The following is a 25,445-nucleotide window of genomic DNA, read 5'->3' as shown; positions in this document are numbered from 1 at the left end:
ACCCGCAACACCAACAACAATCGGAGTACAGCCATGAGCAAGATCACCGACAAGACCAGCGCAACACACGCCGGGGTCAAGCGCCCCATTCCGTTCTCCAGGGCCATCACCGGCGCCCTGGTCGCTGGCGCCATGGCGCTGTCGGCGAGCCAGGCGGCCGTTGCCCAGGACGCCGACCCGCTGAAGTTCGTGGCGATCACCCATATCGTCGCGGCGGACCCCTTCGGCAACGTTCTCAAGCGCGGTTTCGAGGATGCCGCCGAGGAGATGGGAGTGGAGCTTCTCTACAACTCTCCGGCCCAGTACGACACCTCCCAGATGCTGAGGATGATCGAGCAGGCGATTGCCACCCAACCCGATGGCCTGGCGCTGACCATGCCCGATGCCAGCGCCTTCGCCGAGCCGGTGCGCGAGGCCATCGCCGCCGGCATTCCGGTGGTGGTGCTCAACACCGGCGAAGAGATCGCCGGTGAGATCGGCGCACTCAACTATGTCGGTCAGAGCGAGTACCGCGCGGGCAAGATGGCCGGTGAGCGCATGAAGGAAGCCGGCGTCGAGAGCCCCATCTGTATCAACTTCGCCCCCGGCCAGTCGCAGCTTGACGCCCGCTGCAAGGGCTTCACCGACGCCTTCGACGGCAGTGCCGAACAGATATCCACCACCCAGGATCCCACCGCCATCACCAATGCCGTGCTCGCCCACCTCAACTCGAGCCCGGACACCGACGGCGTGCTGAGCCTGGGATCGCTGGCCACCGACCCGCTGATCAACGAATTCCGTAGCCAGGGCGCCATGGGCCAGATCGCCTTCGCCACCTTCGACCTGTCCGCCGAGACGCTGGAAGCGGTTCGCGATGGCGAGATGCTGTTCGCCATGGATCAGCAGCAGTACCTTCAGGGCTACCTGCCGATCATCTCGCTGGCGCTGTACAACCGCTACGGCCTCAAGCCCACCAACAATATCCAGACCGGGCCAAACTTCATCACCCAGGAAAACGCCGAACAGGTCATCGAGCTGACTCAGCAGGGCTATCGCTAAGCGGCCACCTCACCCAATGGCCATCCGCCACCATGGCAAGGCCGGCGACTCACCGAGCAGGCCTTGTCGGTACTGATCATCCACACCTCGCCCGCCCTTCATGGGCGGGTTCGCTTGACAGGAGCATCACATGAAAATCGGCCTCGTCACCGACAGCCTGGCCAATATGTCACTGGACGACCTGCTCGCCTTCTGCGCCGAACAGGGCATCGAGTGCGTGGAATTTTCCATCGGCAACTGGTCGGACTCGCCCCACCTCGACGCCGCAGCACTGCTCGACAGCGAAGCCGCACGCCAGGACCTCAAGGCCAGGCTCGCCCACCATGGCGTCACGATTTCCGCCTTCAACGCCAACGGCAACTCGCTGCATCCCACCGATGGTGAGCGCCAGCACAGGGTGGTCGAGCAGGCCATCGCGCTGTCCCGTCACTTCGAGGTGCCCCGGGTCAATCTGATGTCAGGCCTGCCTGGCGGTGGCCCGGATGACCGTTTCCCCAACTGGGTGACCGCCGCCTGGCCACCGGAAACCGCCCAGATGCTCGACTACCAGTGGAACGAGGTCGCACTGCCCTACTGGCGCAAGCTGGCCGACCACGCCCGCGGCGAAGGCATTCGTGAACTATGCCTGGAGATGCATGGCAACCAGCTGGTCTACAACCTGCCGGGCTTCCTGCGCCTGCATGGCGAGATCGGCGACATCGTCGGCCTCAACTTCGATCCCAGCCACCTTCTGTGGATGGGCGCCGATCCCATCGAGGTGGTCCAGCGCTACGCCCGCCACATCTACCATGTTCACGCCAAGGACACCGCGCTCAACCCGGCGGCGGTGGGCCTGACCTCCCGTCTGGACAATCAGCCAATGGGCGATTTCCGTGATCGCGGCTGGTCCTACGTGACCCTAGGGTACGGCCAGAAACTCGAGTGGTGGAAGGACTTCTGCTACTGGCTGCAGGCCGGGGGCTACCAGGACGGCGTGCTGAGCATCGAGCACGAGGATATCAACCTGTCGCGCCGGGAGGGCGTGGTGCGCTCGGTGGAACTGCTGCGCGCCTGCATGCCCAGCGAAAAGCCCGACTACGAGCTGCCCAACGCCAACTAGGCCACGCCGGTGATCGCCCGGCTCGACCAGCCTCACCATCCCCGGGCGACGTGACCGACGTGGCCCACCAGCGGAGACAAGCGAATGCCCAAGGCGCTCAACATTGGCCTGATCGGTAGCGGCTTCATGGGTCAGGCCCACGCCGATGCCTATCGCCGTGCCCGTACGCTCTACCATGATCTGCCGCTGCGTCCTCGCCTGGTCGCCATCGCCGACCAGGGCGATCAGGCCGCCAGGGCCGCCGCCGAACGGCTGGACGTGGAGCGCGCCTACGGCGACTGGCGAGAGCTGGTCGCCGACCCGGAGGTGGAGGTGGTGGACATCACCTCGCCCAACGCCCTGCACTTCGACATGGCAATGGCCGCCATCGACCATGGCAAGCACGTCTACTGCGAAAAGCCCCTGGCCATGAACGATGACCAGGCGGCGAAGATGGCCGAGGCGGCCCGCGCCCGCGGGGTCAAGACCATGGTCGCCTTCAACAACATCAAGACGCCGGCGGCCCTGCTCGCCAGGCGGCTGATCGACGAGGGTGCCATCGGCACACCGATACGCTTTCGCGGCACCTTCGACCAGGGCTTCTTCAACGATCCCGAGCTGCCCTGGTCCTGGCGCTGTTCGCGCCAGCAGGCCGGCACCGGGTCGCTGGGCGATCTGGGCGCCCACACCATCAGCGTCGCCCAGTTCCTGATGGGCGATATCGAGGAGGTCTGCGCCCAGAGCCAGATCCTGTTTGCGACCCGGCCCGTGGTGGATGGAGCCGGCGAGGGTGCCGGCTACGCCAGCAAGGCGACCGCAGGCGCCGAGCGTCGCGAGGTCGAGAACGACGACCAGACCCAGGCGCTGGTGCGTTTCGCCAGTGGTGCCGGCGGCGTGATCGAAAGCTCTCGGGTGGCCGCCGGCAAGGTCTTCGGCATCGGCTGGGAGGTCAGCGGCAGCGAGGGCACCCTGGTGATGGACGGCGAGCGCTTCAACGAGCTCAAGCTCTTCCGCTACGCCGACCGGCGTGAGGATCGCGGCTTCAAGACCCTGCTGGCGGGCTCCCAGGTGCCGCAGTTCCGCGCCTTCTTTCCGTTCGACTACGGCGGTGGCGGCATCGGCTACTTCGACGTCAAGGTGATCGAGGTCCACGACCTGGTCCAGGGCATCGCCTCATCTGCCGGCTGCTTCCCCGACTTCGCCTTCGGCCGCCACAACCAGAATATCCTCACCGCCATCGACGTCTCCTGCCAGCAGCGTCGCTGGGTATCGGTGCCCGCCCCCCAGCAGCGCTCATCCGCACAACTCACACCCTGACCGCAAGGAACCCGACCATGATCGACGCACCGGTACGCTGGGGCATCCTCTCCACCGCCAATATTGCGCGCATCAAGCTGATACCGGCGATGCGGGCGAGCGCCCACGCCGAGGTTCTGGCGGTGGGCTCACGCAACCAGGAATCTGCCCAGGCGTTCGCCGACGAGATGGATATTCCGCGCGCCTACGCAAGCTACGAAGCGGTGATCGACGACCCGGAGGTGGAGGCGGTCTACATCCCGCTGCCCAACCATCTGCATATCGAGCTGGCCCAGAAGGCGCTGGACAAGGGCAAGCACGTTCTGTGCGAAAAGCCCCTGGCGCTTACCGCCGAACAGGCGGCGAGCCTCAGGGTGCCGCCGGGACTGTTGTTCTGCGAGGCCTTCATGGTGCGCCACCAGCCGCGCTGGCTGGCGGTCAAGGAGCGCATCAAGGCCGGCGACTATGGCGACATCCGCATGGTTCAGGCCATGCTCACCTTCGGTCTCGACGACCCCAGCAACTACCGCATGCGCCCGGAGTTCGGCGGTGGCGCGCTCTATGATGTCGGCTGCTACGCGGCCATGGCGACTCGCTTCGCCTTTGGCTGCGAACCCCGGCGGGTGATGGCCCACGCCAGCCGCGACCCGGAACATGGCGTGGACGTCGTCGCCAGCGTGCTGCTCGACTACGGCGAGGGGCGCCACGCCAGCCTGATGGTCTCCACCGCCACCAGTGCCGCCCAGCACCTGCACATCGTCGGCAGCCAAGGTGCCATCGATCTGCCAGAGCCCTTTATCGCTCCGGTCGAGCGCCCGACCCGGGTGGTTCACGACAACGTCTTCGACCTCTATCAGAGCGACCCCAGGACGGAAACCTTCCCGCCCATGGACCAGTACGAACAGGAGGTCAGTCGTTTCTGCCGCGCCCTGCGCGGTGAGGAGGTCGGGCTCTATGGGCTGGAGGATTCCATCGCCAATCTCAGGGTGATCGACGCCATCTTCGCCTCGGTCGACAGCGGCGGCTGGGCCGCAGTAGCGCAGTAGCGATATTCGTGAGGCATTTCCCCGCTACGGCGGGGCTTTTTTTGGTTCATCGCACCTTGCCTGGAGCAAGGCCCGACAAGAGCCCGGGCGGGGCGCGCGCCCCCCTTCCGGTCTCACGAGTGACGCGGGCTGTGCAGACGCCTCTGCCACGCCCACAGGGCGCTACTGGTGCCCAGCGAGGCAGCCAGGGCGAGGCCAAAGGACAGCACGGGGGAAAGATGGGCGGCGGTTGCCGCAAGGACGGCGCTGAAGGCCACCAGGCTGAGCATGCCAAGCTGGGTGTCGGCCAGGGTGGCCCGGGCGACCTCGGCGCCGTAGCGCTGGTGCAGGGTCAGGGCGATGGTCAGCATGCCGATGGGAAAGCTCAGGGCGACGCCGGACAGCGCCGGGGCGATATCCGCCAGCACCACGGTCGCCAGACATACGATGCCCCCGGCCAGGGTGCCGCGTATCAGCAGGTCGGCCCAGACTAGCGGCGCCGACACCGCCGTCCGCGACAAGCCCAGCGCGCGCATCAGCCGCATCGCCAGGGGCAGGCAAGCGATGAACAGTACCAGCGCGAGACCCGTGCCGCCTGGCAAGACGGCAGCCAGCGCCGCCACCGGCAGCCATAGCACGGCGGCCAGGGCGACAGCCGCCAGCGCGCCCTGTCGCCCCGCCAGCAGCACATACGCCAGACAGAACGCCAGGGTCGCGAACATCGCGTGCAGCGAGCCCAGCGCCGCCTCGGCAACGAAGGCACCGGGCTGCTCGCCCAGCATGAAGAAGTAGCCGGGGCCCAGCACGATCGGGGTGCCGGCCAGCACCCCGCCCAGGCGTGGCCCCAGGCGCACCACCGCCACCGACACGCCGATCACTACCAGGGCGGTGGACAGCCACTTGACCAGCAGAAGGGTGAGCATTCACGGACTCCTGTCTGGCCGCTACATCACGTCGCCGCTATTGGGACCAAGGGTCTGGCCCAGGTACAGGTCGCCATCCGGAGACGCCGCCAGCATCAGCGCCGAAGGCGCCACTTCCTCGGCCCTGCCGAAGCGTCCGAGCGGCAATTCCGCCTCCTTGTCGGCGATCCATTCCGGGCTCAGTCCCTCGAGCATCGGGGTCAGGATGGGGCCAGGCGCGATGGCATTGGTCAGCACGTTGAACGGGGCCAGCTCCCGCGCCATGGACTTGGTCAGCCCCAGCACACCGGCCTTGGCGGCGCAGTAGTGGGACAGCCCCATGCCGCCCTTGAGCGCCAGCTGCGAGGCAACATTGATGATCCGCCCGGCCTTGCGCTCGACCATATGCGGGGCCACCGCGCGGCTGACCAGAAAGACCCCGCGCAGGTTGATGCCGATCATGCGGTCGAAGGTCTCGCTGGTCATCTCGAGAAACGGCGTCTCGTCGAGGATGCCGGCGCTGTTGACCAGCACGTCGATCACCTGGTGGGTGCTGATCACCTCATCGACCATGGCCTTCACCGAGGCTTCGTCGGAAACATCGACCCGATGGGTGCTGACCCGGGCGCGCAGCGCGCGGGCCACCTGATCACAGGCATCGGCGTTGAGGTCGGCCACCGCAACGGTGGCACCTTCGGCGTGGAACAGGTTGGCGATGGCACGGCCGATACCGCTGGCGCCGCCCACCACCAGGGCAACCTTGCCCTGAAGTTTCTGTGACATGGGATTCTCTCCACTCGCTGGGGGCACGAGGCGAGGGCCGCCGCCCTCGCCTCGCGTCGCTGGCTTGGATGCGCCTTGGCCGGCGCCTTGACGGCTGGCCTCAGCTCGGCCAGCGCACGGTCAAGCCGCCGTCCACGATCAGTTGCTGGCCGGTCACGTAGGAGGCGTCGTCACTGGTCAGAAAACGTATCGTGCGAGCGACCTCGTCGGCGTGGCCGACCCGGCCGGCAGGGATCACCTTGCCTGCGGCGGCAAGGCCATCCGGGCCCAGGGAGTTGACCGGGTCCAGTGACTGCGGGGTCTCGATCAGCCCGGGGATCAAGGTATTGACGCGGATGCCCCGAGGGGCAAGCTCCACCGCCAGCGACCTGACCAGGCCCATCAGCCCGCTCTTGGCGGTGGCGTAGTGGGCGTGCTCGTCCCAGCCATAGACGCCGCCGGCGATGGACGACACCGCGACCATGGCGCCAGGCCCCGTCATCACCCGCGCCGCGCTGCGAAATATCCGCATCACGCCGGTCAGGTCCACCGACAGCATGTCGTTCCAGGCGTCGTCGGTCAGATCCTCGAGCGCGGCCTGACGCAGGATGCCGGCACCGGCCACCGCGATATCGAGCCTGCCGAAGCGGTCAATGGCGGCCTGGGCCAGGGCGTCGCACTGGGCGCCATCGCGCACGTCCAGCGCCACCGCCACACACTCGCCGCCGGCATCGGCCACCGCCGAGACGGTCGCCTCGACGTCATGGGGGTCACCGGGGTAGTAGCCGGCAACCACCTTGGCGCCTGCCCTGGCGTAGCTGACCGCCAGCGCCTGGCCGATGCCACTGGCGGCACCGGAGATGATGGCGACCTTGCCGGCCAGACCATCGTCGCGTGTCAGAGCACTCATGCCACCGCCTCCTCGAGGGTGTCGTGTTCACGATGGTCCACATGACGGGTGCCGAACATCAAAAGTCCACTGAGCACCAGCGGCAGCGAGCCCGCCAGGATCGCCGACCAGGTCATGCTGACACCCGCGGTCAGCAGCACCGACACCAGACCGGAGCCGATGATAGCCCCCACCGGTGCCATGACGTGGGCCACGTTGGCCCCGGTGCCGCGTACATGGGGCGGGAAGGATTCACCCATGTAGAACAGGATGGCGGCGAACGGACCGAGCAGGAAGAACAGGGTGACGGCGTACATCAGGTAGACGAAACCGTCGCTGGCCGGGCCCAGCAGCATCAGGATGCTGGCGACGCCACCGAGCAGAAAGCCCATCAGCACGGTGTTGCGCCGACCGATGCGGTCGCCCAGCCAGCCGTGGCTGAGGTAACCGACAAAGCCCACCGCGTTGGCCAGGATCAGCACGTACAGCGAGCTCTCGAAGCTGACGCCCTTGGCCTCCACCAGCACCGTGGTGCCCAGCACCGCGAACACCTGGATCGCCATCCAGCTGAACAGCCAGACCAGCGACAGCGAGATGGTGTGACGACGCAGTTCCGGCGTGAACACGCCCTTGAGCCCCAGGTTGCTGCCGGTGTTGACCTCGACATCGTGCTCGGCGGCAAGCTGGGCCGCACCCTCGGCGTCACCCGCCTTGCGCCGCCGCTCGACCTCCTTGATCGCGGCGAAGACCGGCGACTCGGGCAGCCGGACCGCCATCACGATAACGATGATCGAGGCGCAGGCGGCGACGAAGAAGCTGCCGCGCCAGCCGACGATCGGCAGCAGCAGCGAGGTCATGCCGGCGGCCAGCAGGGCACCGACCGGCCAGCCACTCTGCACCAGGCTGTACATGAAGCCGCGGCCCTTGGCCTTCTTGTAGATCTCATTGAGATAGACGGCGTTGACCACCTCTTCGGAGACCGCAAAGCCGGAGAAGGCGCGAATGATCACCATGGAAGCGGCGCCGATGGCGATACCGGACAGGCCGGAACTGACGGCGCCGCCGATCACCAGCAGGATCAGGGTCTTCTTGCGACCGAAGCGATCGAGCATGGTGCCGACCACCAGCGACACCAGGAACACCCCGATGGTGGCCCAGGTGTTGACTGCGGTGGCCTTGGCGGTGGTCCAGCCGAAGTCCTCGGCGATGACCGGCAACAGGGTGCCGAACAGGGTGTAGTCGTAGACCGACGCCACCCAGGCGATAAAGCAGACCAGCGAGGCGTAGCCGATCTGTTTCTTGGTGATGACAGCGTTCCAGGGCTCGTCCGCGTCGGGACGGGCCCCGGAGGGCGCGGTTTGGGTTGGCTCGGTCATTGACGTCACCCTCTTTCGTTATTGTGGTGTGGTTGTCAGGGGAGGCGCGATGGAGGTCGCGCTCAGCCGCGTGGATGGCGGCTGGCGAAATCGTCGGCGATCTCGTCGAAGGTGCAGAAACGCACGCCTTCGTGGCTCTGCATGTGCTCGATCAGTCGCTCGAGCATCATCAGCACCTGGGGACGGCCGGAGACGTCGGGGTGGATGGTCATGGTGAACACCGCGTAGTCGTTCTCGCGGTAGACCCAGTCGAACTGGTCCTGCCACATCTCGCCCAGCTGGCGCGGGCTGACGAAGCCATGACTGTTGGGGGACTTCTTGATGAACATCATCGGCGGCAGGTCGTCGAGGTACCAGTTGGCCGGGATCTCGATCAGGTCGGTCTCTTCGCCGCGTACCAGCGGCTTCATCCACTCCTTGGCCGGCTTGGAGTAGTCGATCTTGGTCCAGGAGTCACCGACGCGCACATAGTAGGGGTGGAAGTCGTTGTGCATCAGGCTGTGGTCGTACTTGATGCCACGCTCGAGCAGCAGCTCGTTGGTCACCGGGCTGAATTCCCACCAGGGCGCCACATAGCCGGTCGGCCGCTTGCCCGACAGCTGGGTCACCAGCTCGATGTTGTAGTCGAGCACGTCGCGTTCCTGCTCGCGGGTCATGGCGATGGGGTTCTCGTGGCTGTAGCCGTGGACCCCGACCTCGTGACCGGCGTCGACCACCGCCTTCATCTGCTCGGGAAAGGTCTCGATGCTGTGGCCAGGAATGAACCAGGTAGTCTTCAGGTTGTAGCGCTCGAACAGCTTGAGCAGGCGCGGTGCACCGACCTCACCGGCGAACAGGCCGCGGGAGATATCGTCGGGGGAGTCCTCGCCACCGTAGGAACCGAGCCAGCCGGCCACGGCGTCCACGTCGACACCAAATGCACAGAGAATCTCTTTCTTCGCCATCTTGAACACCTCGTCTTGTTGCTTGGTCTTGTTGGGGCTTGCGGTGGCGCCGCTGGCCCTGGTGTCGGTCGTGCGCTTGCTGGACTACCGACGTGCCATCGGTCCTGCGGCGTCAGCGGTTGTGTCGACCGCCATCAATTGAAGACTGGATACAAAGGTCATTTTTGTCAAGACGGAGATTTCAGGCGTAGAGCAGCGCGTCGCGACGCTCGCCAATGACCAAAACCTGCGGCCAAAGCCCGGTTACAGGCAGGACTGGCGATACAAGGCCGACCATTCAGGCTTTCAGCAACAGCCAAAAGTGCAAACCTTCTTCGACCAATAGGTGAGAACAGACGAGCCCCAAAAATGCCGATCGAATAAAACGTCATTTTTTATGGACGCGGTATCCAACTGACATTTTTTATTTCCAGACCAGGGGGGGGGGACAGGACAGCACGCCGGCCTGGGGCAGGCCGACCGCTAGACTTGAGGAAAGGCCGCAAAAGGCAAGAGACCGGAAAGAAAGAAACATGCAGAGGACGGAGCGCAAGGCGGCACCGACGCTCGCCTTGCGCCCTGCGCTTGCGTCAGACGATACGCTGGAGGTAGGGGGGAAGGTCGGGTTCGGGGAACACCGACAGCACCTTGAGCCGACGGCGGGTGCGCTCGGCAGCCGCCTGAAGGTGGGACTGCAGACTCGAGGCGGCGGCGTCGAAGGCGCCAAACAGCAGGTGATCGATCACCAGCTTGTGCTCCATCAACAGGGGCTCGTCCCGAGGAACCCCCAGCGTCTGGAAGAACATGCGATTGACGATGACCGGCAACTGGCTCTGGGCAATCATCTCGCCGGCCTTGCGATTGCGGTAGTGACGCAGGCAACCCTGGTGCAGGTCACGTTCCAGTCGAGCGATGGTCGCGGCAGCCTGCTGCTCGGGGTGGTCGATCAGTCGCTGCACCCGGTCGCGCATCAGCTCGAGCTCCTCACGTTCGATCAGCGGGCCAGAGGCCTTGAGCGCCGCCGGCTCCAGCAGCACTCGAATCTCGTAGTCCTCGGCCACCGCCTGGGCGGTCAGCGGCCCCGCCAGCCAATGGGAGTGGCGATCCTTTTCGATCAGCCGTTGGCTGCGCAGCCGTCCCAGCACCTCTCGCGCCACGGTGCGGCTGACGCCGTAGTAGTCGCTGAGGCTGGTCTCGACGATGCGGAAGTGACCAAACGCCAGACAGGTGGCCACCGCCTCCTCGACCTCGGCGTGGATGCGCTCGGCCGCCGGACGGGTATCCACCACCGGTGACTCATCGATGCCGAGACCAAGACGCTCAGGGGTCAGCGCCTCCCGCGCCGGCTCCACCGCTCCGGGATCGGGTGTCGCCAGAAAGCCGCGCCCTTCAAAGCGGCTGATCAGGCCCTGCTGGTGCAAAAGCTCCAGCGCCTTGCGTACCGGCCCACGACTGGTGCCGAACAGCCGTGCGATAGGCCCTTCCAGCAACACCTGATTGGGCGGCACCCGCCCCGACTCGATGGCTTCTCGCAGTGAATCCTGGATCAGCGCGTAGCGGGGGGCGCGACTGCCCTCCTGCCTCGACCTAGCTGGCGTACTCAGCACCCGTTCCTCCCTGACGTCCAATCACCTGACCTCTCGCTTACACGCCACCGATATCCGGCAGCCACGATCCAAGGCCCGGCAGCCGGGCAACAAGCGCCCATCTTGACACCTCTTCAGGACCCTTTCGAGCCACTCGGAAATGACGTTTGTTGCCAACTTCACAAGATCCATGCCCGTCTGCACGAACACAAAAAAGCCTTTTTACCGGAAAACAGCCTATTACAGATTGTCCTCGGCCCCTATGCGGCTTAAGGCGCAGGACGGCCCTTGCCAAAAAATGATTTTTGTATCCATACTGCATTTATGCGAAACGGAGATATCTCTTCGTCCGACGTCGCTATCGCCTCCAACAACAACCAACGACATTCAAGGAGCGCTCCCGTGGCCACACCACAAGACGCCCCCACCCCCGCCACTTCGGCGGCAGCCCGCGACAGCGGCGACCACCTGCTGGAAGCGGCGATCCTGCCGGTCTGGCTGAATCAACGCACCATCGGCTTTTTTGGCTTCATCTGGCTATGGATCGGCATGGCGGTGATCATCGCCACCTTCCAACTGGGTGCCGGCGGGGTCGCGGGCCTTCCACTGATTCAGGTCGTCGCCATCATCTTCCTGGCTAACCTGGTGCTCGGCGTGGTGATGAGCCTGACCGCCGACATCGGCACCGAACACGGGCTCTCGTTCGCGGTCTACCTGCGCGCGCCCTTCGGGCTCAAGGGCACCCACCTGCCGGCGGTGTCTCGCGGGGTAGTGGCGGCCATCTGGTTCGGCGTACAGACCTATCTGGGTGCGCTGGCCCTGAACGGCATCGTCGAGTACCTGTGGGGCCTGGACAACTGGATCCTGTGGTATGTGCTGTTTGCCGTGGTCCAGATCGTCAACACCGCCCTGGGCATCCGCGCGGTGGAGTTGCTGGCGTCGATCGCCGCCCCCTGCATCGTGGCCATCTCGGTGTGGATGTACTTCACCCTCGACGTGCTCGCCGAGACCCAGGGCATCAATATCTGGACCTTCGTCGGCGACCAGAATGTGGCCGCCCTCGGCCTGTTCTTCGCCAACATGGCGTTCTGGTCGGCGCTGGCGGTGGATATCCCCAACCTGACCCGCTTCCTCAAGACAAAAGGTGGCGAGCGCAGTTTCTTTCAGCGCAACAAGAACGTCTTCGTCGCCCAGTTTCTGGCACTGCCGGCCACCCAGGCCTGGATCGCGCTGATCGGCGGCGTGTCCTTCATCGCCGCCGGTGACTGGAATCCGGTCACCGTCATTCAGGGACAGGGCGGCGGCCTCACCCTGATCGCACTGCTGGCGATGGTGATCCTGGCCCAGTGGTCGACCAACAACGCAGCCAACCTGATCCCGGCGGCGCTGACCTTCGTCAACGCCGGCGCGCCAAGGGTCAGCTACCCGGTCGCCCTGGTCATCGCCGGCATCATCGGCACCGCCTCGATGCCCTGGCTGATCCTCAACAACCTGTTCACCTTCCTCAGCTACTACGGCGCCGTGCTGTCGGCGGTGGGCGGCATCATGGTGGCCGACTACTACCTGCTGCGTCGGCGTCGCCTCAACGTTCCGGCGCTGTACGATCCCAACGGCCAGTTCCGCTTCAGCGGCGGCTTCAACCCCGCCGGCCTCATCGCCTGGATCATCGGCGGTGGCCTGGCGCTGATCTTCCTCGAGTACGCCTACGCGGTAGGCTTCGGCTCGGCCCTGGTGGTCTATATCGTACTGATGAAAGCCTGGGTGCTGCGGCGCTATCCTCAGGAGGAGATCACCTCCGGCTACGACGACCGATTCCTCGCCACCTCGGTGGGCCGCAACTGGGTCTACACCGAAAAGGGACGCTTCGAACGCCTGGAAACCGGTGACATCCCCGACTCCGCGCTCAAGCGCGAGGATCGCTGAGTCGTCGTCTGGCGCCGCCCGCGGCGGCGCCCACCACCCGCTACAGGAGACGTGCATGCCTGCACAACCCTTCACCGCCCTGGCCATCGGCGAGGCCATCCGACGCGGCGAACTCGATCCGGTCGCGTTGACCCGCCAATGCCTGACCCGGGCCGCCGACAGTGACGGCGTCTTTATCTCGCTGACCGAACAACGCGCCCTGGTCGAGGCCGAGGCCTGTGCCCAGCGTCAGCGCTCGGGCACCCTGCGCGGGCCGCTGGACGGCGTGCCGCTGGCCTGGAAGGATCTGTTCGACATCGCCGGTACCGCCACCACCGCCGGCGGCAAGGTGCTGGGCAAGACGCCGGCCGAGCGCGACGCCGAGGCGGTACGCCACACAGCCGGCGCAGGCATGGTCTGCATCGGCAAGACCAACCTCACCGAGATCGCCTACTCGGGGCTTGGCCTCAACCCCCACTACGGTACGCCGCACCATACCCCTCCCCCCACCTCGAGCGAGCACGAAAGCAGAAACGAGAACGAGCCCAGGGCCCCCGGCGGGTCCAGCTCCGGCTCCGCGGTGGCGGTCGCCCAAGGCATCGTGCCGGCCGCCATCGGCACCGACACCGCCGGCTCGCTGCGCGTCCCCGCGGCCTTCAATGGGCTGGTGTCCTATCGCCCCTCCCAGGCCCGCCACTCGCGCCAGGGAGTGACACCGCTGGCCGACAGCCTGGACACCATCGGCGTCATCGCCAGCACCCTCGAGGACTGCCTGGCCATCGACGACACGATGCGCGGCAGCGCGCCGCCGGTTCGTGCCGCCGCCGTGCCCGAACAGTCGGTGATCGTGCTCGATGCAGGCTGCCTCGACGACCCGAGGGTATCCCGTGCCGTGGGCGACAATCTGGAGGCCTGCGCCAGCCGTCTCGAGGATGCCGGCTTCCACATCGTCCGTCGCCGTGTGGCGAGCGTCGCCGACACCCTGGAGGCCATCACCCGCCACGGCTGGCTGGGCGCGGCGGAGGCCTACACCGAGTACCGCGCTCTGCTGGAAGGCCCCGATGCCGAGGCCATGGACCCCAGGGTACGCAAGCGCCTGGAGGCCGCCCGCCAGATGCCCCCGGACAGCGTGGTCAGCCTGTATCGCCTGCGTCAGGCGCTCAAGACGCGGCTGCGCGAGGAGCTCGCGGGCGCGACCCTGCTGACGCCCACGGTGGCGCATGTGGCGCCCTTGCTCGCGCCGCTGGAAGCCGACCCCGAGCACTTTGCCGAGGTCAATCTGGCGACGCTGCGCCTGAGCATGGTGGCGAGCCTGCTCGACTCGCCGGCGGTGGCGCTGCCCAGCGGGCGCGACGACGACCGCCAGCACACCAGCCTGCAGCTGAGCGGCCCCTGCGGCGAGGACGAAGCGCTGCTGCGGGTAGCCCTTGGCGCCAGCTCGGCGCTGACGGCATAAATCACATTCATTCGGCGCCGACGGCGCCATCGGAGGTTGGCATGTGCGGACTGTGCGGCGCACTCGGCGGCGAAAGCCACTGGAGCACCAACATCGAGGACCCCGAGCAGGCCCACTTCGCGCGCAGGCGCGCCCGCGCCTACCGGGTCACCCTGATCAATCGCGTGCTGAGCCCCCGCCGGATCACCATCGAGGACTTCCAGGCAGCGAGCTTCGTGCTCGCCACCGCCACCGGCAAGCGCGAGATCGTGCAGGATCTGGGCGGCGTATGGCTGCAGGCAGAACGCATGGGCGGTCATGAACTCGACCCGCTCGATCCCGCCTTCCTGGCCTCGCTGCAATGACGCCAGACCGCCACGACGAGGACACCACCATGAACGAGACGACACCCCTGGTGCCGGTGCACGTGATCTCGGGCTTTCTGGGCGCCGGCAAGACCACCCTGCTCAAGTCGGTGCTGGCCAGCGAAGCCTTCGGCGACAGTGCGGTACTGATCAACGAGTTCGGCGATGTCGGTCTCGACGACCGCCTGCTCGGCGAGATCGCCGAGGATGCGGTGCTGCTGTCCAGCGGCTGCGTCTGCTGCACCATCCGCGGCGAACTGTCAGAGGCGCTCAGACGCCTGCTGTCCCGACGCCAGGACGGCGAGATCCCGGCGTTCAAGCGGATCGTGCTGGAAACCACCGGGCTCGCCGATCCGGGCCCGATCGCCTCGACCATCACCGCCGACCCGGTACTGCGCCACCACCTGCGCCCCGGCACCAACCTGACCCTGGTCGACGCGCTCAACGCCGTCGACAGTCGCGCCCAGCATCCCGTCTGGGAGGCCCAAGTGGCGGTGGCCGACAAGCTGGTGATCAGCAAGGCCGACCTGGTCGAGGAAGACACCCTGGCAGCACTCGAGGCCATGCTCGATACGATCAACCCGGCGGCCCAGCGGCTGGGCGCCGAGGCGCTACGTCAGCCCAGTGATGAACTGTTCGCCAGCGGACCGCACCTGCAGCGTTTCACCCCCGGCCAGGTGAAGTCCTGGCTCGGCCCCTGGCGCAAGCCACCTCAGCATGATCCGGAGCATCTCGGCGATATTCGCTCCTTCCGCCTCGGCCTCGAGGGCGAGGTCGACTGGACCTGCCTCGGCATCTGGCTGTCGATGCTGCTCAACCGCCATGGCAGCGATATCCTCAGGGTCAAGGGCGTGCTCCACGTCCAGGGCGACGATCGACCGGTGGTACTCCACGGTGTCCAGCACACCATCCACCCGCCGGAGCACGTGGAGGCCTGGCCTTCGGACGACCGCCGCTCGGAGCTGATCTTCATCACTCGGGACATCGACGCCGAGCGCGTGACACAATCGCTTGCGACCTTCATGGACAAGGTCAGCGACCATCCCAGCCCAAGGATCCTGCATGCCTGACACCGCCAAGCCCAGCGCCCCCTTTGTCCAGCGCAGTCCGGTCACCCTGCGGGTACTGGGCACCTCGGTGACACTGCTGGAGAGCATTCGCCAGCGCGCTCGCGAGGACCTGGGCCTGCGCCTGGAATTCACCGTCATGGACGGGGTGGCGGCACAGCGTGCAGGAGTGCTGGCACCGGACAGCTTCGACATCTACGACCAGTGGTTTCACAACGTCGATTTCGTGTGGCCGGCCGGGGCCATCCAGCCCATCGAGCTTTCCCGCATCCACCATTGGGATGCGATCAACGACTTGCCGAAGACCGGCCGACTGACGCCCCACGCGCCGCTCGGTGCCGGCGGTAATCCGGTCGACCGGCTCTATATCCAGGCCGACGGCAGCTGTGGCGCCCGTCCCAGCGAGCGCATCACCATGCTGCCGGTCAGCCACAACGTGGACAGCTTCGGATACCGCCTGGACATGCTGCCCCACGGCCTCGACAGCGAGCAGGAAAGCTGGGGCTGGCTTTTGGACCCGCGCTGGCGCGGCATGGTCAGCCTGCAGAACGACAGCGCCATCGGCGCCATCGACGCGGCCCTGGCCGCCAAGGCCGCGGGCCTTGTGCAGTTCGAGGACCTGGGCAACCTGAGCGTCGCCGAGATCGACTGCCTGATCGATTGCCTGATCGAGCTCAAGCGGGCTCAGCACTTCCGCACCTTCTGGAGCAACCAGGACCAGGCCTCTTCGGACATGCTGCGCGGTCGCGTCGGCATCGAGAGCCTGTGGTCACCGGCGATGACCGACCTCAAGCAGCGCCAGCTCAAGGTGCGCATGGCGGCACCCAGGGAAGGCTATCGCGCCTGGTACGGCGGCATGTCGCTGTCACGCAGCATCGAAGGCCGCAGCCTGGACGCCGCCTATGAGTATCTCAACTGGTGGATCTCGGGCTGGCCCGGCGCCGTCATGGCACGACAGGGCTACTACATCTCGACCCCTGAATTGACCCGCCCTCACCTGTCTGCGGCGGAATGGGACTACTGGTACGCCGGCAAGCCCGCGGCGGAGGAACTCGCCGGACCGTCAGGCCCCTGCGGCATGATCCACAAGGGTGAGGTACGCGACGGCGGCGACTACATGACGCGCATGAGCCGCATCGCGGTGTGGAACACGGTCATGGACGAGCACAACTATCTGGTGCGGCGCTGGAACGACTTCATGTCGGCGTGAGCCCGCTACAGCCCGTCGCTCGGCTCTGTCCGAAAAGTCGACGAGCGAAGGTTAGACAAGGCAAAAATCGGTGAGAAAGCGCAGTTTACAGGGTGTAAATGAGCATTTTGACCGGGCTGGCGCACCAGCCGATTTTTAACGCCGTATTACCGAGCGCAGGCACTTTTCAGGCGAGCCCTAGGCGAGCGCCTTGATGATCAACTGTACCCCGACCACCGCCATGGCCAGTATCACCAGCCGGTAGAACAACCGCTCGTTGACCCGGTGCTGCAGCCACAGGCCGGACCTGATGCCGAACCAGGCCACCGGCACCAGCGCCAGCGACGCCCAAATACTGGTCAGGTTGATCTCGCCAAGCCACAGGTAAGGCGGCAGCTTCATGGTATTGACCGCGGCGAACACCAATGTGGTGGTGGCGATGAAGGTGGTCTTGGGCAGGCGCCTGGGCACCAGGTAGAGGTTCATCGGCGGGGCGCCGGCGTGGGCGATAAAGCTGGTGATACCGGTGGCGATGCCCGCGGGCCAGGCCCAGAAAGAGGCGATCGGCCTGGAGGCCGCAGGCTTCACGATCATGTAGGCGACAAACAACAGCGAGATCACCCCCAGCAGCAGCCTGACGTGGTCCTCGTCGAGGCTGCCCGCCACCAGGGTAGCCACCACCACGCCGATCGCCATGCCGGGGATCAATCGCTTCACCTCAGCCATATCCTGGTGCCCCCACCAGGCCTTGACCGCCAGAACGTCCATCACCAGCAGCAAGGGCAATAACAGGCCAGCGGCGGCGATAGGATCTATCGCAAGCGCCATCAGCGGCACCGACAGGGTACCGAAGCCCCCGGCGAAGCCGCCCTTGGAGATGCCGGTCAGGTAGGTGGAGAGGATGATCAGGCCCCAGGCGAGCCAGGAGTATTCGGGCAGCATGGCATTCCTTGCGCGCAAAGACGCCGAAGCGGTGACTGCTTCGGCGTCTGTACCAATGATGAGGGCGGCGAATCGCCCCGACCATCAGAGTGCCACACCAGGCCCGCCGATGGCAGCGGGCGGGGGCTATTGGCTTACTTGGCGGCCTGCATGGCCAGGGCGGTATCCAGCATACGGTTGGAGAAGCCCCACTCGTTGTCGTACCAGGCCATGACCTTGACCAGGCGACCGTTGACGCGGGTGTGGTTGGCGTCGAAGGTCGAGGAGGCCGGATCGTGGTTGAAGTCGATGGACACCAGCGGCTGAGCGTTGACGTTGAGCACCGGAGAATTCTCCGCCGCCTTGGCCACGATCTCGTTGATCTCTTCCTTGGTGGTGTCGCGCGAGGCGTTGAACACCAGATCCACCAGCGAGACGTTGATCACCGGCACGCGCACGGCCAGGCCATCCAGCTTGCCGTTGAGCTCCGGCAGCACCTTGCCCACGGCAGCGGCAGCGCCGGTCTTGGTCGGGATCATGGAGTGGGTGGCGCTACGCGCGCGGTACGGGTCCTTGTGGTACACGTCAGACAGGTTCTGGTCGTTGGTGTAGGCATGGACCGTGGTCATCAGGCCATTCTCGATACCGACGGCGTCGTTGAGCGCCTTGGCCACCGGCGCCAGGCAGTTGGTGGTGCAGGAGCCGTTGGAGACGATGGTATCGCTGGCCTTGAGCACGCCGTCGTTGACGCCGAACACGATGGTGGCGTCGCCGTCGGGGCTAGGCGCGGAGACCAGCACCTTGGCGGCACCGGCCTCGACGTGCTTGCCGGCGTCGGCGCGCGTGGTGAACAGGCCCGTGCACTCCATCACGATGTCCACGCCGAGCTTCGCCCAGGGCAGGCTGGCCGGGTCACGCTCGGACAGAATAGCGATACGGTCGCCATCGACGCTCAGACTCTCCTCGTCATGTTCTACCTTGAAGGGAAAGTGACCGTGAGCGGTGTCATGGCGCAGCAGGTGGGCGTTGAGCGAAGGATCACCGAGATCGTTGATGGCAACGACCTCAATCCGGTCCCGGTAACCGTTCTCGTACAGTGCGCGCAGCACGTTGCGACCGATACGTCCGAAACCGTTGATGGCAACCTTGAGCGTCATAGCGAATATCCCCCTGAGCGGCGAAAGCGTTCTTGCGTGAAAGCTGGTGAGTCGACGGTAGGCGGATTCACTAAAGATGCAAATCCCCCGCAAGGACGTCGTCAGTGGGCACCAATGTGGTACAGACAGCGCCGGGACTCAAGCACTATTTTGTTAAACTTACAACATTTCTCCAAAAACATTGATGAAGGACACTCTAATAAGCACGAAATTTCGACAACTTACTGCCCGCGCCTTCTCTATGAAGGCCCGCGCTAGACCTTAGTCGCATCGCCAAGCCGTAGTAATATTACCTTCAACGCTCTAAGGTATCCCTCATCCCGGTGACACCATTCACCACGCCTTTATCCCGGAGGCCCCATGCCCCAACCCGTCAAGGAAGTCAGCCGCATTCTGCCGGCTCGCAAGCGCATCGCCCTGGTCGCCCACGACGGCAAGAAGCAGGAACTGATGGAGTGGGCCTCCCGCTGGAAGGACACCCTGATCGCTCACCAGCTGCTCGGCACCGGCACCACCGCCGCGCGGCTCAGCCGCACCCTGGGGCTGGAGGTGGAAGGCCTGATGAGCGGTCCGCTGGGAGGCGACCAGCAGATCGGTGCTCGCATCACCGAGCAACGACTCGACCTGCTGATCTTCTTCTGGGACCCCTTCGCCCCCCAGCCCCACGACCCTGACGTCAAGGCGCTGCTGCGCCTGGCCGCCCTGTGGAATGTGCCGGTGGCCTGCAACCCCTCCAGCGCCGACTTCATGATGAGCTCGCCCTGGCTCGGCCAGGACTACGAGATGCAGATCCCGGATGCCAACGCCTGGATTTCCTCTCGCAGCGATAACAACTGACCAATATCGAGGATTCTCCCGTGTTCCAGCTGACCCGAAGCGTGACCTGGCAGTCGCTGTTGAAGCTTCGCGACGAGACCGCCGACGACCGGATTCGCGACTACTTTGCCAAGGATCCGAAGCGGTTCGACAAGATGAGTCTGCGCGTGGGCGGGCTTTTTCTGGACTACTCCAAACACCAGATCTCCGACGCGGTGCTGGAGAAGCTGGTCGAGCTGGCCGAACACTCGGCACTGGTCCAGCGTCGCGCCCAAATGTTCTCCGGCGACATCATCAACGTCACCGAGGACCGGCCGGTGCTGCACACGGCGCTGCGCAATCTGGGTGACAGCCCGGTCATCGCCGATGGCAAGGACGTGATGCCGGAGATCCACGCCACCCGCGAGCAGATCAAGCGCTTCTCCGAAGAGGTCCGCAGTGGCAACTGGAAGGGCTACAGCGGCGAGCGTATTCGCGACGTGGTCAACATCGGCATCGGCGGCTCCGACCTCGGCCCCAACATGGCCAGCCGCGCCCTGCTCAAGTACCGCCAGGCGGACCTGAACTTCCACTTCGTCTCCAACGTGGACGGCGCGCATATCCAGAAGGTGCTGAGCCGCCTCGACCCGGCCACCACCCTGTTTATCGTCTCGACCAAGACCTTTTCCACCCAGGAGACGCTGCTCAACGCCCGCACCGCACGGCGCTGGTTTGTCGAGAACGCCGGCGATGACGCCGACATCGGCGCTCACTTCATCGCCGCCTCGACCAACCGCAAGGCCGCCATGGAGTTCGGCATCCGCGAGGAGAACGTGTTCGAATTCTGGGCCTGGGTCGGCGGTCGCTATTCGATGTGGTCCTCGATCGGCCTGCCCATCGCCCTGGCGATCGGCTATGAAGGCTTCATCGAGATGCTCGAAGGCGCCTACGAGATGGACCAGCACTTCCAGAACGCCCCGCTCGGCGAGAACATGCCGGTGCTGATGGCGCTGATCGGTATCTGGTACATCAACTTCGTCGGTGCCGAGACCCAGGCCATCGTGCCCTACGACCAGGCCCTGCATCAGCTGCCGGCCTTCCTGCAGCAGCTCGACATGGAGTCCAATGGCAAGTCGGTCGACATCTTCGGTCGCCCGGTAGACTACAAGACCGGCCCCATCGTGTGGGGGCAGACCGGCTCCAACGGCCAGCACGCCTTCTTCCAGCTGTTGCACCAGGGCACCCGCTACGTGCCCATCGACTTCATCGCCTCGCTGAAGCCCGAGCCCGGCGTCGAGGACCACCACTTCGCCCTGCTCACCAACATGCTGGCCCAGGCCAACGCCTTCATGGAAGGCAGCAGCAAGGGCGGCGACCTCGACCCCTACAGCTGCCCCGGCAACCGCCCCTCCAGCGTGCTGCTGCTCGACGAACTGACACCGCGCAACCTGGGCGCGCTGATCGCGCTCTACGAGCACAAGGTGTTCGTCCAGGGGGTGATCTGGAACATCAACTCCTTCGATCAGTGGGGTGTCCAGCTGGGCAAGCGCATCGCCGGCGAGATCAGCGAGAAGATCGACGAGCGCAGCCAGGACTTCGACGCCTCGACCCAAGGACTGCTGGGCCTGGTGCGGGAGCACTTCCAGGCGCCCGGCAAGAGCGTGGAAAAGGCCGCCGAAAAGGCAGCGAAGAAGACCGCCAAGCCCGCCGGCAAGGACGCCAAGGCCAAGTAAGCAGGGCGGAGGCGGAAGGTGCCGAGCATCGAGTGCTCGGCACGGGCCCGCCATGGCGGGCACCCAGCGACGGGCAAGAAAAGATCGAGAATGACCAACGGGCCACCCCGGAGTCTGCGCTCCAGGGTGGCCCGCCTAGGTCTGGCTCGCGCTGTTCTGGCTCGCGCTGGTCTGGCTCGCGCTGTTCTGGCTCGCGCTGGTCTGGCCCTCCGTCCGCTGGCTCGCGGGGGCTGGAATAGCGGGATTGCGCCTGGCGTGAGCGCCTGGCACGAGCGCCTGGCTTGCCGAGACGAGGCCTTGACGACTCTGACGAGCGTCTGGGCTACTCGGACGAGCCTCTGACCAGGGCCCGCCGTGCGCTGACGTCACCGGCCCAGGCCGCCGCCAGCCATAGCGGCACGCTCAGCACCACATAGGCCAGCGCCAGCCAGGGGCTGCCGCCGGTGGCCAGGCGGGCCGCTTCGAGGCTGAACAGCGAAAAGGTGGTGAAACCTCCACAGAAGCCCGCCACGACAAGCGGATGAAGGCTCGCCAGCCGAGGGCTGTCGCTCAGGGCCGCATGGGTAGCAAAGCGGGCAATCAACCAGGATCCCAGCACGTTGACCAGCAGGGTCGCCCAGGGAAAGGACGACGCCACCAGGCCCGAGACCGCGACGCCGGTCAAGAGGCGACACACCGATCCCAGGGCGCTGCCAAGGCCCACCGCCAGATAGAGCCGCCAGACGCTTGTTGCCTGACTCATGCTTCTCCCCTCTGCCGACACCTCACAGGCCACCCCCGAGGGCAAGCCCCGCCACCACGGCGCCCAGGCCGGCCAGCAGGGTCAAAGAGACGTTGAGCGCCGCCGCTGCATGACGACCTTCGCGCATCAGGTCCAGAGTCTGCAGACTGAAGGAGGACACCGTGGTGAAGCCGCCCATCACCCCGCTCAGCAGCATGAGTGCCGCGGTCGAGCCTGCCACCAGGCGACTGGCCAGCAGGCCGATCACTAAGGCTCCCAGCAGATTGACGATCAGGGTCCCCCAGGGGAAGCGCACTCCCCAGGCGGCCGCTGCCCGGCGACTGACGAACAGTCGCCCCATGCCTCCTGCGGCGCCCCCCAGCGCTACCGCTGCCAGCGTCCACCACTCCATCACCAATCGCCTCGGCCAAAACCGCCATGGTATGCAAATACCTGGGCGATGTCGTGACCGGTGGCAATACCGCTGGACCTCGCCCTCGGCGTGGCGAAACGGGCTGATCGCAGATGGCCCGTAAAGCGACAAGGCACAAACAATGCCGAGCCTCGGAAGGCGGGAGATCAAAGATGCTGAAGGTGCTGAAAATCTAAAAAAAACGCCGCCCGAGGGGGCGGCGAAGTTGTGCTTGCCTAGCAGGGATGAAGCGCATGGGATGCGTTCACGATCAATATGGCACAGAATTGGCAATCCGTACAACTTTTGTACATCCTTGATTGCGTACAAGCGGCAAACGGGCATGTTAGCCTGCGACAGATTCGTCCAAGGACGCCCCTCTGCCCCGACGGGCCCACCCATCAAAGGAGAAGGTTTGCGTGATGCGATCACGACTCTGCTCTCGACTCTTCAGCGTGCTGATGCTCGCGCTCGTGCTGCTCGCGGGACCTGCCATCGCCCAGCAGGGCGGTGACGCCAGCGGCTCTGGCGGTTCCTCCAGTGACGGTCCGGCCTACTCGACCCTGGCCGACCTGCTGGAAAACGAACAGGCCCGCAGCCAGCTGATCGAACAACTGCGACAGATGGCGGAAAACGCCCCCGAGCAGGCCCAGGCCGCCGGTGAACAGGCCGTCGACAGCGCCGCCGAGGCTACCCTGCCCAAGCAACTGGCGGACATGACCAGCCGCGTGGTCAGCGAGTTCGGCAATCAGTTCGAGAATCTCGCCGCCATCTTCGGTGGCATGATCGACGGCGCCCTGACCGAAGGCGAACTCAACTTCGATCTGTTCACCCAGGCGGCGATCAACCTCGGCCTGGTGATTCTGGCGACCTTTGTGCTGTTCGTGATCATCAGGCGTCTGGTCAGGCCACTGTTCACGCGGTTGAGCCAATATTCGCAGAACGGTCAGAACCTCAACCCCACCATCCGCCTGGTGCTGTGCGTGGTGCTGGCGGTGATCGTGGACGCCGCCGTGGTGGGTCTTGCCTACGTCGGCGGCAACCTGGCCGCCACCTTCGCCATCGGTGAGACGGGCAGCCTGTCGACCCGGGCGTCGCTGTTCCTCAATGCCTTCCTGGTCATCGAGCTGTTGAAGGCGGCCGTGCGCATGCTGTTCGCCTCACGCTACGAGGGCCTGCGACTGCTGCCCATCACCGCTCCCAGCGCGTCCTACTGGAATCGCTGGATCGCCCGGCTGATTGGCCTTACCGGCTACGGCCTGATGGTGGTGGTCCCGTTGATCAACACCTACCTGTCTTACCGTGTCGGTGAGGGCATCGGCGCTCTGATCATGATCGGCGCCTACCTGTACGCCATCACCGTGGTGCTGATCAATCGCAGCCGCCTGCGCGATGGGCTGTTCGATGCTGCCGTCAGGTCCAGCCTGTCGGCCTCCCGTGTCGCGCTGCGCCTGCTCGGCCGCATCTGGCATCTGCTGGCGATCACCTACTTCACCGTGGTACTGGTGCTGACCCTGACACGCCCCGAGGACGCCCTGCCGTTCGTGCTGATCGCGACCCTCAAGACCCTCGGTATCGTGCTGGCTGCCATGCTGGTGTCGCGCCTGCTGGCCCAGGCCATCGGTCGTCGCATCACCCTGTCCGGTGAGCTGCGCAAGAAGCTGCCGTTGCTCGAGGCACGCCTCAACTCCTATGTCCCGACGATGCTGCGCGCCTTCAACGTGCTGATCCTGATCGTCGCCGCCATGGCCCTGCTCAACGCCTGGGGCGTGTTCGACATGGCCACCTGGTACGCCTCCGAAGCGGGTCGCGTGCTGGTCAGCCAGGTGATCAACGTGGCCATCATCCTGATCGTCGCCGCGGCGGTCTGGATCGGCCTTGCCAGCCTGATCGAACACAAGCTGAACCCGACCACCGGCCGCGGCATGCCCTCGGCCCGGGCCCAGACGCTGCTGTCGCTGTTCCGCAATGCTCTGGCCATCGCCATCGTCACCATGACGGCGATGATCGTGCTGTCGGAAATCGGCATCAACATCGGACCGCTGATCGCCGGTGCCGGTGTGCTCGGTCTGGCCATCGGTTTCGGCGCCCAGAAGCTGGTGCAGGACATCATCACCGGTATCTTCATCCAGGTGGAAAACGCCATGAATACCGGCGACGTGGTGACCCTGGGCGGCATCACCGGCACCGCCGAGAAGCTCAGCATCCGCTCGGTGGGTATCCGTGACCTGCACGGCACCTACCATCTGGTGCCGTTCTCCAGCGTCGATGTGGTCTCCAACTACATGCGTGGCTTCGGCTACCATGTGGGCGAATACGGCGTCGCCTACCGCGAGAACGTGGACGAGGCGATCGTCGCCCTGCGCAACGCCTTCGACGAACTGTCCTCCGACGAGGACCTCAAGTCCGAGATCCTCGAACCCCTCGAGGTGGCCGGTGTCATCGCCCTGGCCGACAGCTCGGTCAACATCAGGGTGCGCATCAAGACCACCCCGGGCAACCAGTGGGCGGTGGGCCGTGCCTACAACCGTCTGGTCAAGCTGCACCTGGACGAGGCGGGCATCGAGATCCCCTTCCCGCACACCACGATCTTCTTTGGCGAAGACAAGCAGGGCCAGGCGCCAGCCGCCAACCTGCGCCTGGTCGAGAAGGATGTGGTGGCCACCGGCGAAGCCAGGGATACCGCACCGCTGCCCGGCGAGGACGGCAGTATCGACTCGCCCCGCGAGCACGAGACCCGCGAGGATGCCGAGACCAACGCCAAGTTCAGGGGCGACTACGACCCCGACGGCAACTGACAGACCTTACCTGCAACGCTTCTGGGGCGGCCTACGGGCCGCCCCTTTTTATTGATCGAATCGCCAGGGTGCCGA

Annotated in this window: 22 protein-coding genes; 12 read left to right on the top strand and 10 right to left on the bottom strand. The window is 65.5% G+C overall.

Going from position 1 to position 25,445, the window contains the following annotated elements; all coding sequences use genetic code 11:
* Positions 1 to 33 precede the first annotated feature (33 nt).
* The 4 genes from NFG57_RS00815 (at position 34) to NFG57_RS00800 (ending at position 4,458) form a co-directional block, all read left to right on the top strand.
* On the top strand, positions 34 to 1,038 hold the full coding sequence (locus tag NFG57_RS00815) for a sugar ABC transporter substrate-binding protein (RefSeq protein ID WP_108449509.1): 1,005 nt from the start codon (positions 34 to 36) through the stop codon (positions 1,036 to 1,038).
* A 130-nt stretch (positions 1,039 to 1,168) separates the two neighbouring features.
* Entirely contained in the window at positions 1,169 to 2,137 is a 969-nt protein-coding gene (locus NFG57_RS00810; protein ID WP_045993143.1) for a sugar phosphate isomerase/epimerase, read from the top strand.
* Positions 2,138 to 2,221: 84 nt separating this feature from the next.
* Complete coding sequence (locus NFG57_RS00805; protein ID WP_348815148.1) at positions 2,222 to 3,433, top strand: Gfo/Idh/MocA family oxidoreductase; 1,212 nt, start codon at positions 2,222 to 2,224, stop codon at positions 3,431 to 3,433.
* Positions 3,434 to 3,450: 17 nt separating this feature from the next.
* A complete protein-coding gene (locus tag NFG57_RS00800) occupies positions 3,451 to 4,458 on the top strand; it encodes a Gfo/Idh/MocA family oxidoreductase (RefSeq protein ID WP_348815147.1) in 1,008 nt (335 codons plus the stop codon).
* Positions 4,459 to 4,571: 113 nt separating this feature from the next.
* On the opposite strand, the gene NFG57_RS00795 is transcribed toward NFG57_RS00800, so the two are convergent.
* The 6 genes from NFG57_RS00795 to NFG57_RS00770 all read right to left on the bottom strand — a co-directional run bounded on the left by NFG57_RS00795 (position 4,572) and on the right by NFG57_RS00770 (position 10,917).
* A complete protein-coding gene (locus NFG57_RS00795) occupies positions 4,572 to 5,360 on the bottom strand; it encodes a hypothetical protein (protein ID WP_108131852.1) in 789 nt (262 codons plus the stop codon).
* 21 nt (positions 5,361 to 5,381) lie between these two features.
* The gene (locus NFG57_RS00790; RefSeq protein WP_045993139.1) at positions 5,382 to 6,122 is read right to left on the bottom strand and encodes a 3-oxoacyl-ACP reductase family protein; all 741 of its coding nucleotides are present in this window, start codon (positions 6,120 to 6,122) and stop codon (positions 5,382 to 5,384) included.
* Positions 6,123 to 6,222: 100 nt separating this feature from the next.
* Positions 6,223 to 7,011: an SDR family oxidoreductase gene (locus tag NFG57_RS00785; protein WP_045993138.1), complete on the bottom strand. Its 789-nt coding sequence runs from the start codon at positions 7,009 to 7,011 to the stop codon at positions 6,223 to 6,225.
* Positions 7,008 to 8,366 carry an MFS transporter gene (locus NFG57_RS00780; RefSeq protein WP_213227432.1) on the bottom strand — a complete coding sequence of 453 codons (1,359 nt, stop codon included), beginning with the start codon at positions 8,364 to 8,366 and terminating at the stop codon, positions 7,008 to 7,010. The genes NFG57_RS00785 and NFG57_RS00780 overlap by 4 nt, the downstream gene beginning before the upstream one ends.
* Before the next feature lie 62 nt (positions 8,367 to 8,428).
* Positions 8,429 to 9,310, bottom strand: coding sequence for a polysaccharide deacetylase (locus NFG57_RS00775; RefSeq protein WP_045993136.1), 882 nt, complete (start codon positions 9,308 to 9,310; stop codon positions 8,429 to 8,431).
* Between the two features lie 569 nt (positions 9,311 to 9,879).
* Complete coding sequence (locus NFG57_RS00770) at positions 9,880 to 10,917, bottom strand: GntR family transcriptional regulator (protein ID WP_348815146.1); 1,038 nt, start codon at positions 10,915 to 10,917, stop codon at positions 9,880 to 9,882.
* 360 nt (positions 10,918 to 11,277) lie between these two features.
* Here NFG57_RS00770 and NFG57_RS00765 point away from each other — a divergent pair, with 360 nt between their 5' ends.
* The 5 genes from NFG57_RS00765 to NFG57_RS00745 are packed head-to-tail and all read left to right on the top strand — an operon-like array spanning position 11,278 to position 16,854.
* Positions 11,278 to 12,798 (top strand): NCS1 family transporter, encoded by a 1,521-nt coding sequence (locus NFG57_RS00765; protein WP_231498543.1) that lies wholly within the window; start codon positions 11,278 to 11,280, stop codon positions 12,796 to 12,798.
* 55 nt (positions 12,799 to 12,853) lie between these two features.
* Positions 12,854 to 14,233, top strand: coding sequence for an amidase family protein (locus NFG57_RS00760; RefSeq protein WP_348815145.1), 1,380 nt, complete (start codon positions 12,854 to 12,856; stop codon positions 14,231 to 14,233).
* A gap of 41 nt (positions 14,234 to 14,274) precedes the next feature.
* Positions 14,275 to 14,577, top strand: coding sequence for a hypothetical protein (locus tag NFG57_RS00755; protein ID WP_045993133.1), 303 nt, complete (start codon positions 14,275 to 14,277; stop codon positions 14,575 to 14,577).
* Positions 14,578 to 14,606: 29 nt separating this feature from the next.
* On the top strand, positions 14,607 to 15,647 hold the full coding sequence (locus NFG57_RS00750; RefSeq protein WP_348815144.1) for a GTP-binding protein: 1,041 nt from the start codon (positions 14,607 to 14,609) through the stop codon (positions 15,645 to 15,647).
* Positions 15,640 to 16,854, top strand: a complete 1,215-nt coding sequence (locus NFG57_RS00745) for an extracellular solute-binding protein (protein WP_045993131.1) — start codon at positions 15,640 to 15,642, stop codon at positions 16,852 to 16,854. Before NFG57_RS00750 ends, NFG57_RS00745 begins: the two co-directional genes overlap by 8 nt.
* Before the next feature lie 177 nt (positions 16,855 to 17,031).
* Here NFG57_RS00745 and NFG57_RS00740 read toward each other — a convergent pair whose 3' ends face one another.
* Together NFG57_RS00740 and gap are read right to left on the bottom strand one after the other, a co-directional pair.
* The gene (locus NFG57_RS00740; protein WP_045993130.1) at positions 17,032 to 17,775 is read right to left on the bottom strand and encodes a sulfite exporter TauE/SafE family protein; all 744 of its coding nucleotides are present in this window, start codon (positions 17,773 to 17,775) and stop codon (positions 17,032 to 17,034) included.
* Between the two features lie 134 nt (positions 17,776 to 17,909).
* On the bottom strand, positions 17,910 to 18,911 hold the full coding sequence (gene gap / locus NFG57_RS00735) for a type I glyceraldehyde-3-phosphate dehydrogenase (RefSeq protein WP_045993129.1): 1,002 nt from the start codon (positions 18,909 to 18,911) through the stop codon (positions 17,910 to 17,912).
* A 360-nt stretch (positions 18,912 to 19,271) separates the two neighbouring features.
* Here gap and NFG57_RS00730 point away from each other — a divergent pair, with 360 nt between their 5' ends.
* Positions 19,272 to 19,748, top strand: a complete 477-nt coding sequence (locus NFG57_RS00730) for a methylglyoxal synthase (protein ID WP_045993128.1) — start codon at positions 19,272 to 19,274, stop codon at positions 19,746 to 19,748.
* 20 nt (positions 19,749 to 19,768) lie between these two features.
* On the top strand, positions 19,769 to 21,439 hold the full coding sequence (pgi, locus tag NFG57_RS00725) for a glucose-6-phosphate isomerase (protein ID WP_045993127.1): 1,671 nt from the start codon (positions 19,769 to 19,771) through the stop codon (positions 21,437 to 21,439).
* Positions 21,440 to 21,761: 322 nt separating this feature from the next.
* Here the strand turns inward: pgi and NFG57_RS00720 are convergent, their stop codons facing one another.
* Both NFG57_RS00720 and NFG57_RS00715 read right to left on the bottom strand, forming a co-directional pair.
* Positions 21,762 to 22,181 (bottom strand): CrcB family protein, encoded by a 420-nt coding sequence (locus NFG57_RS00720; RefSeq protein WP_108131859.1) that lies wholly within the window; start codon positions 22,179 to 22,181, stop codon positions 21,762 to 21,764.
* Between the two features lie 22 nt (positions 22,182 to 22,203).
* Positions 22,204 to 22,572 (bottom strand): CrcB family protein, encoded by a 369-nt coding sequence (locus tag NFG57_RS00715; protein WP_108131860.1) that lies wholly within the window; start codon positions 22,570 to 22,572, stop codon positions 22,204 to 22,206.
* A gap of 422 nt (positions 22,573 to 22,994) precedes the next feature.
* Between NFG57_RS00715 and ybiO the strand changes: the two genes are divergently transcribed.
* Positions 22,995 to 25,370 (top strand): mechanosensitive channel protein, encoded by a 2,376-nt coding sequence (gene ybiO / locus NFG57_RS00710; RefSeq protein ID WP_045993124.1) that lies wholly within the window; start codon positions 22,995 to 22,997, stop codon positions 25,368 to 25,370.
* Positions 25,371 to 25,445 lie beyond the last annotated feature (75 nt).

Origin of the sequence: Halomonas sp. H10-59, from assembly GCF_040070555.1 — a bacterium.
GTDB lineage: Bacteria > Pseudomonadota > Gammaproteobacteria > Pseudomonadales > Halomonadaceae > Halomonas > Halomonas litopenaei.
The sequence above is the reverse complement of the archived record's forward strand: the minus strand, read 5'-3'. Positions and strand labels throughout refer to the sequence as shown.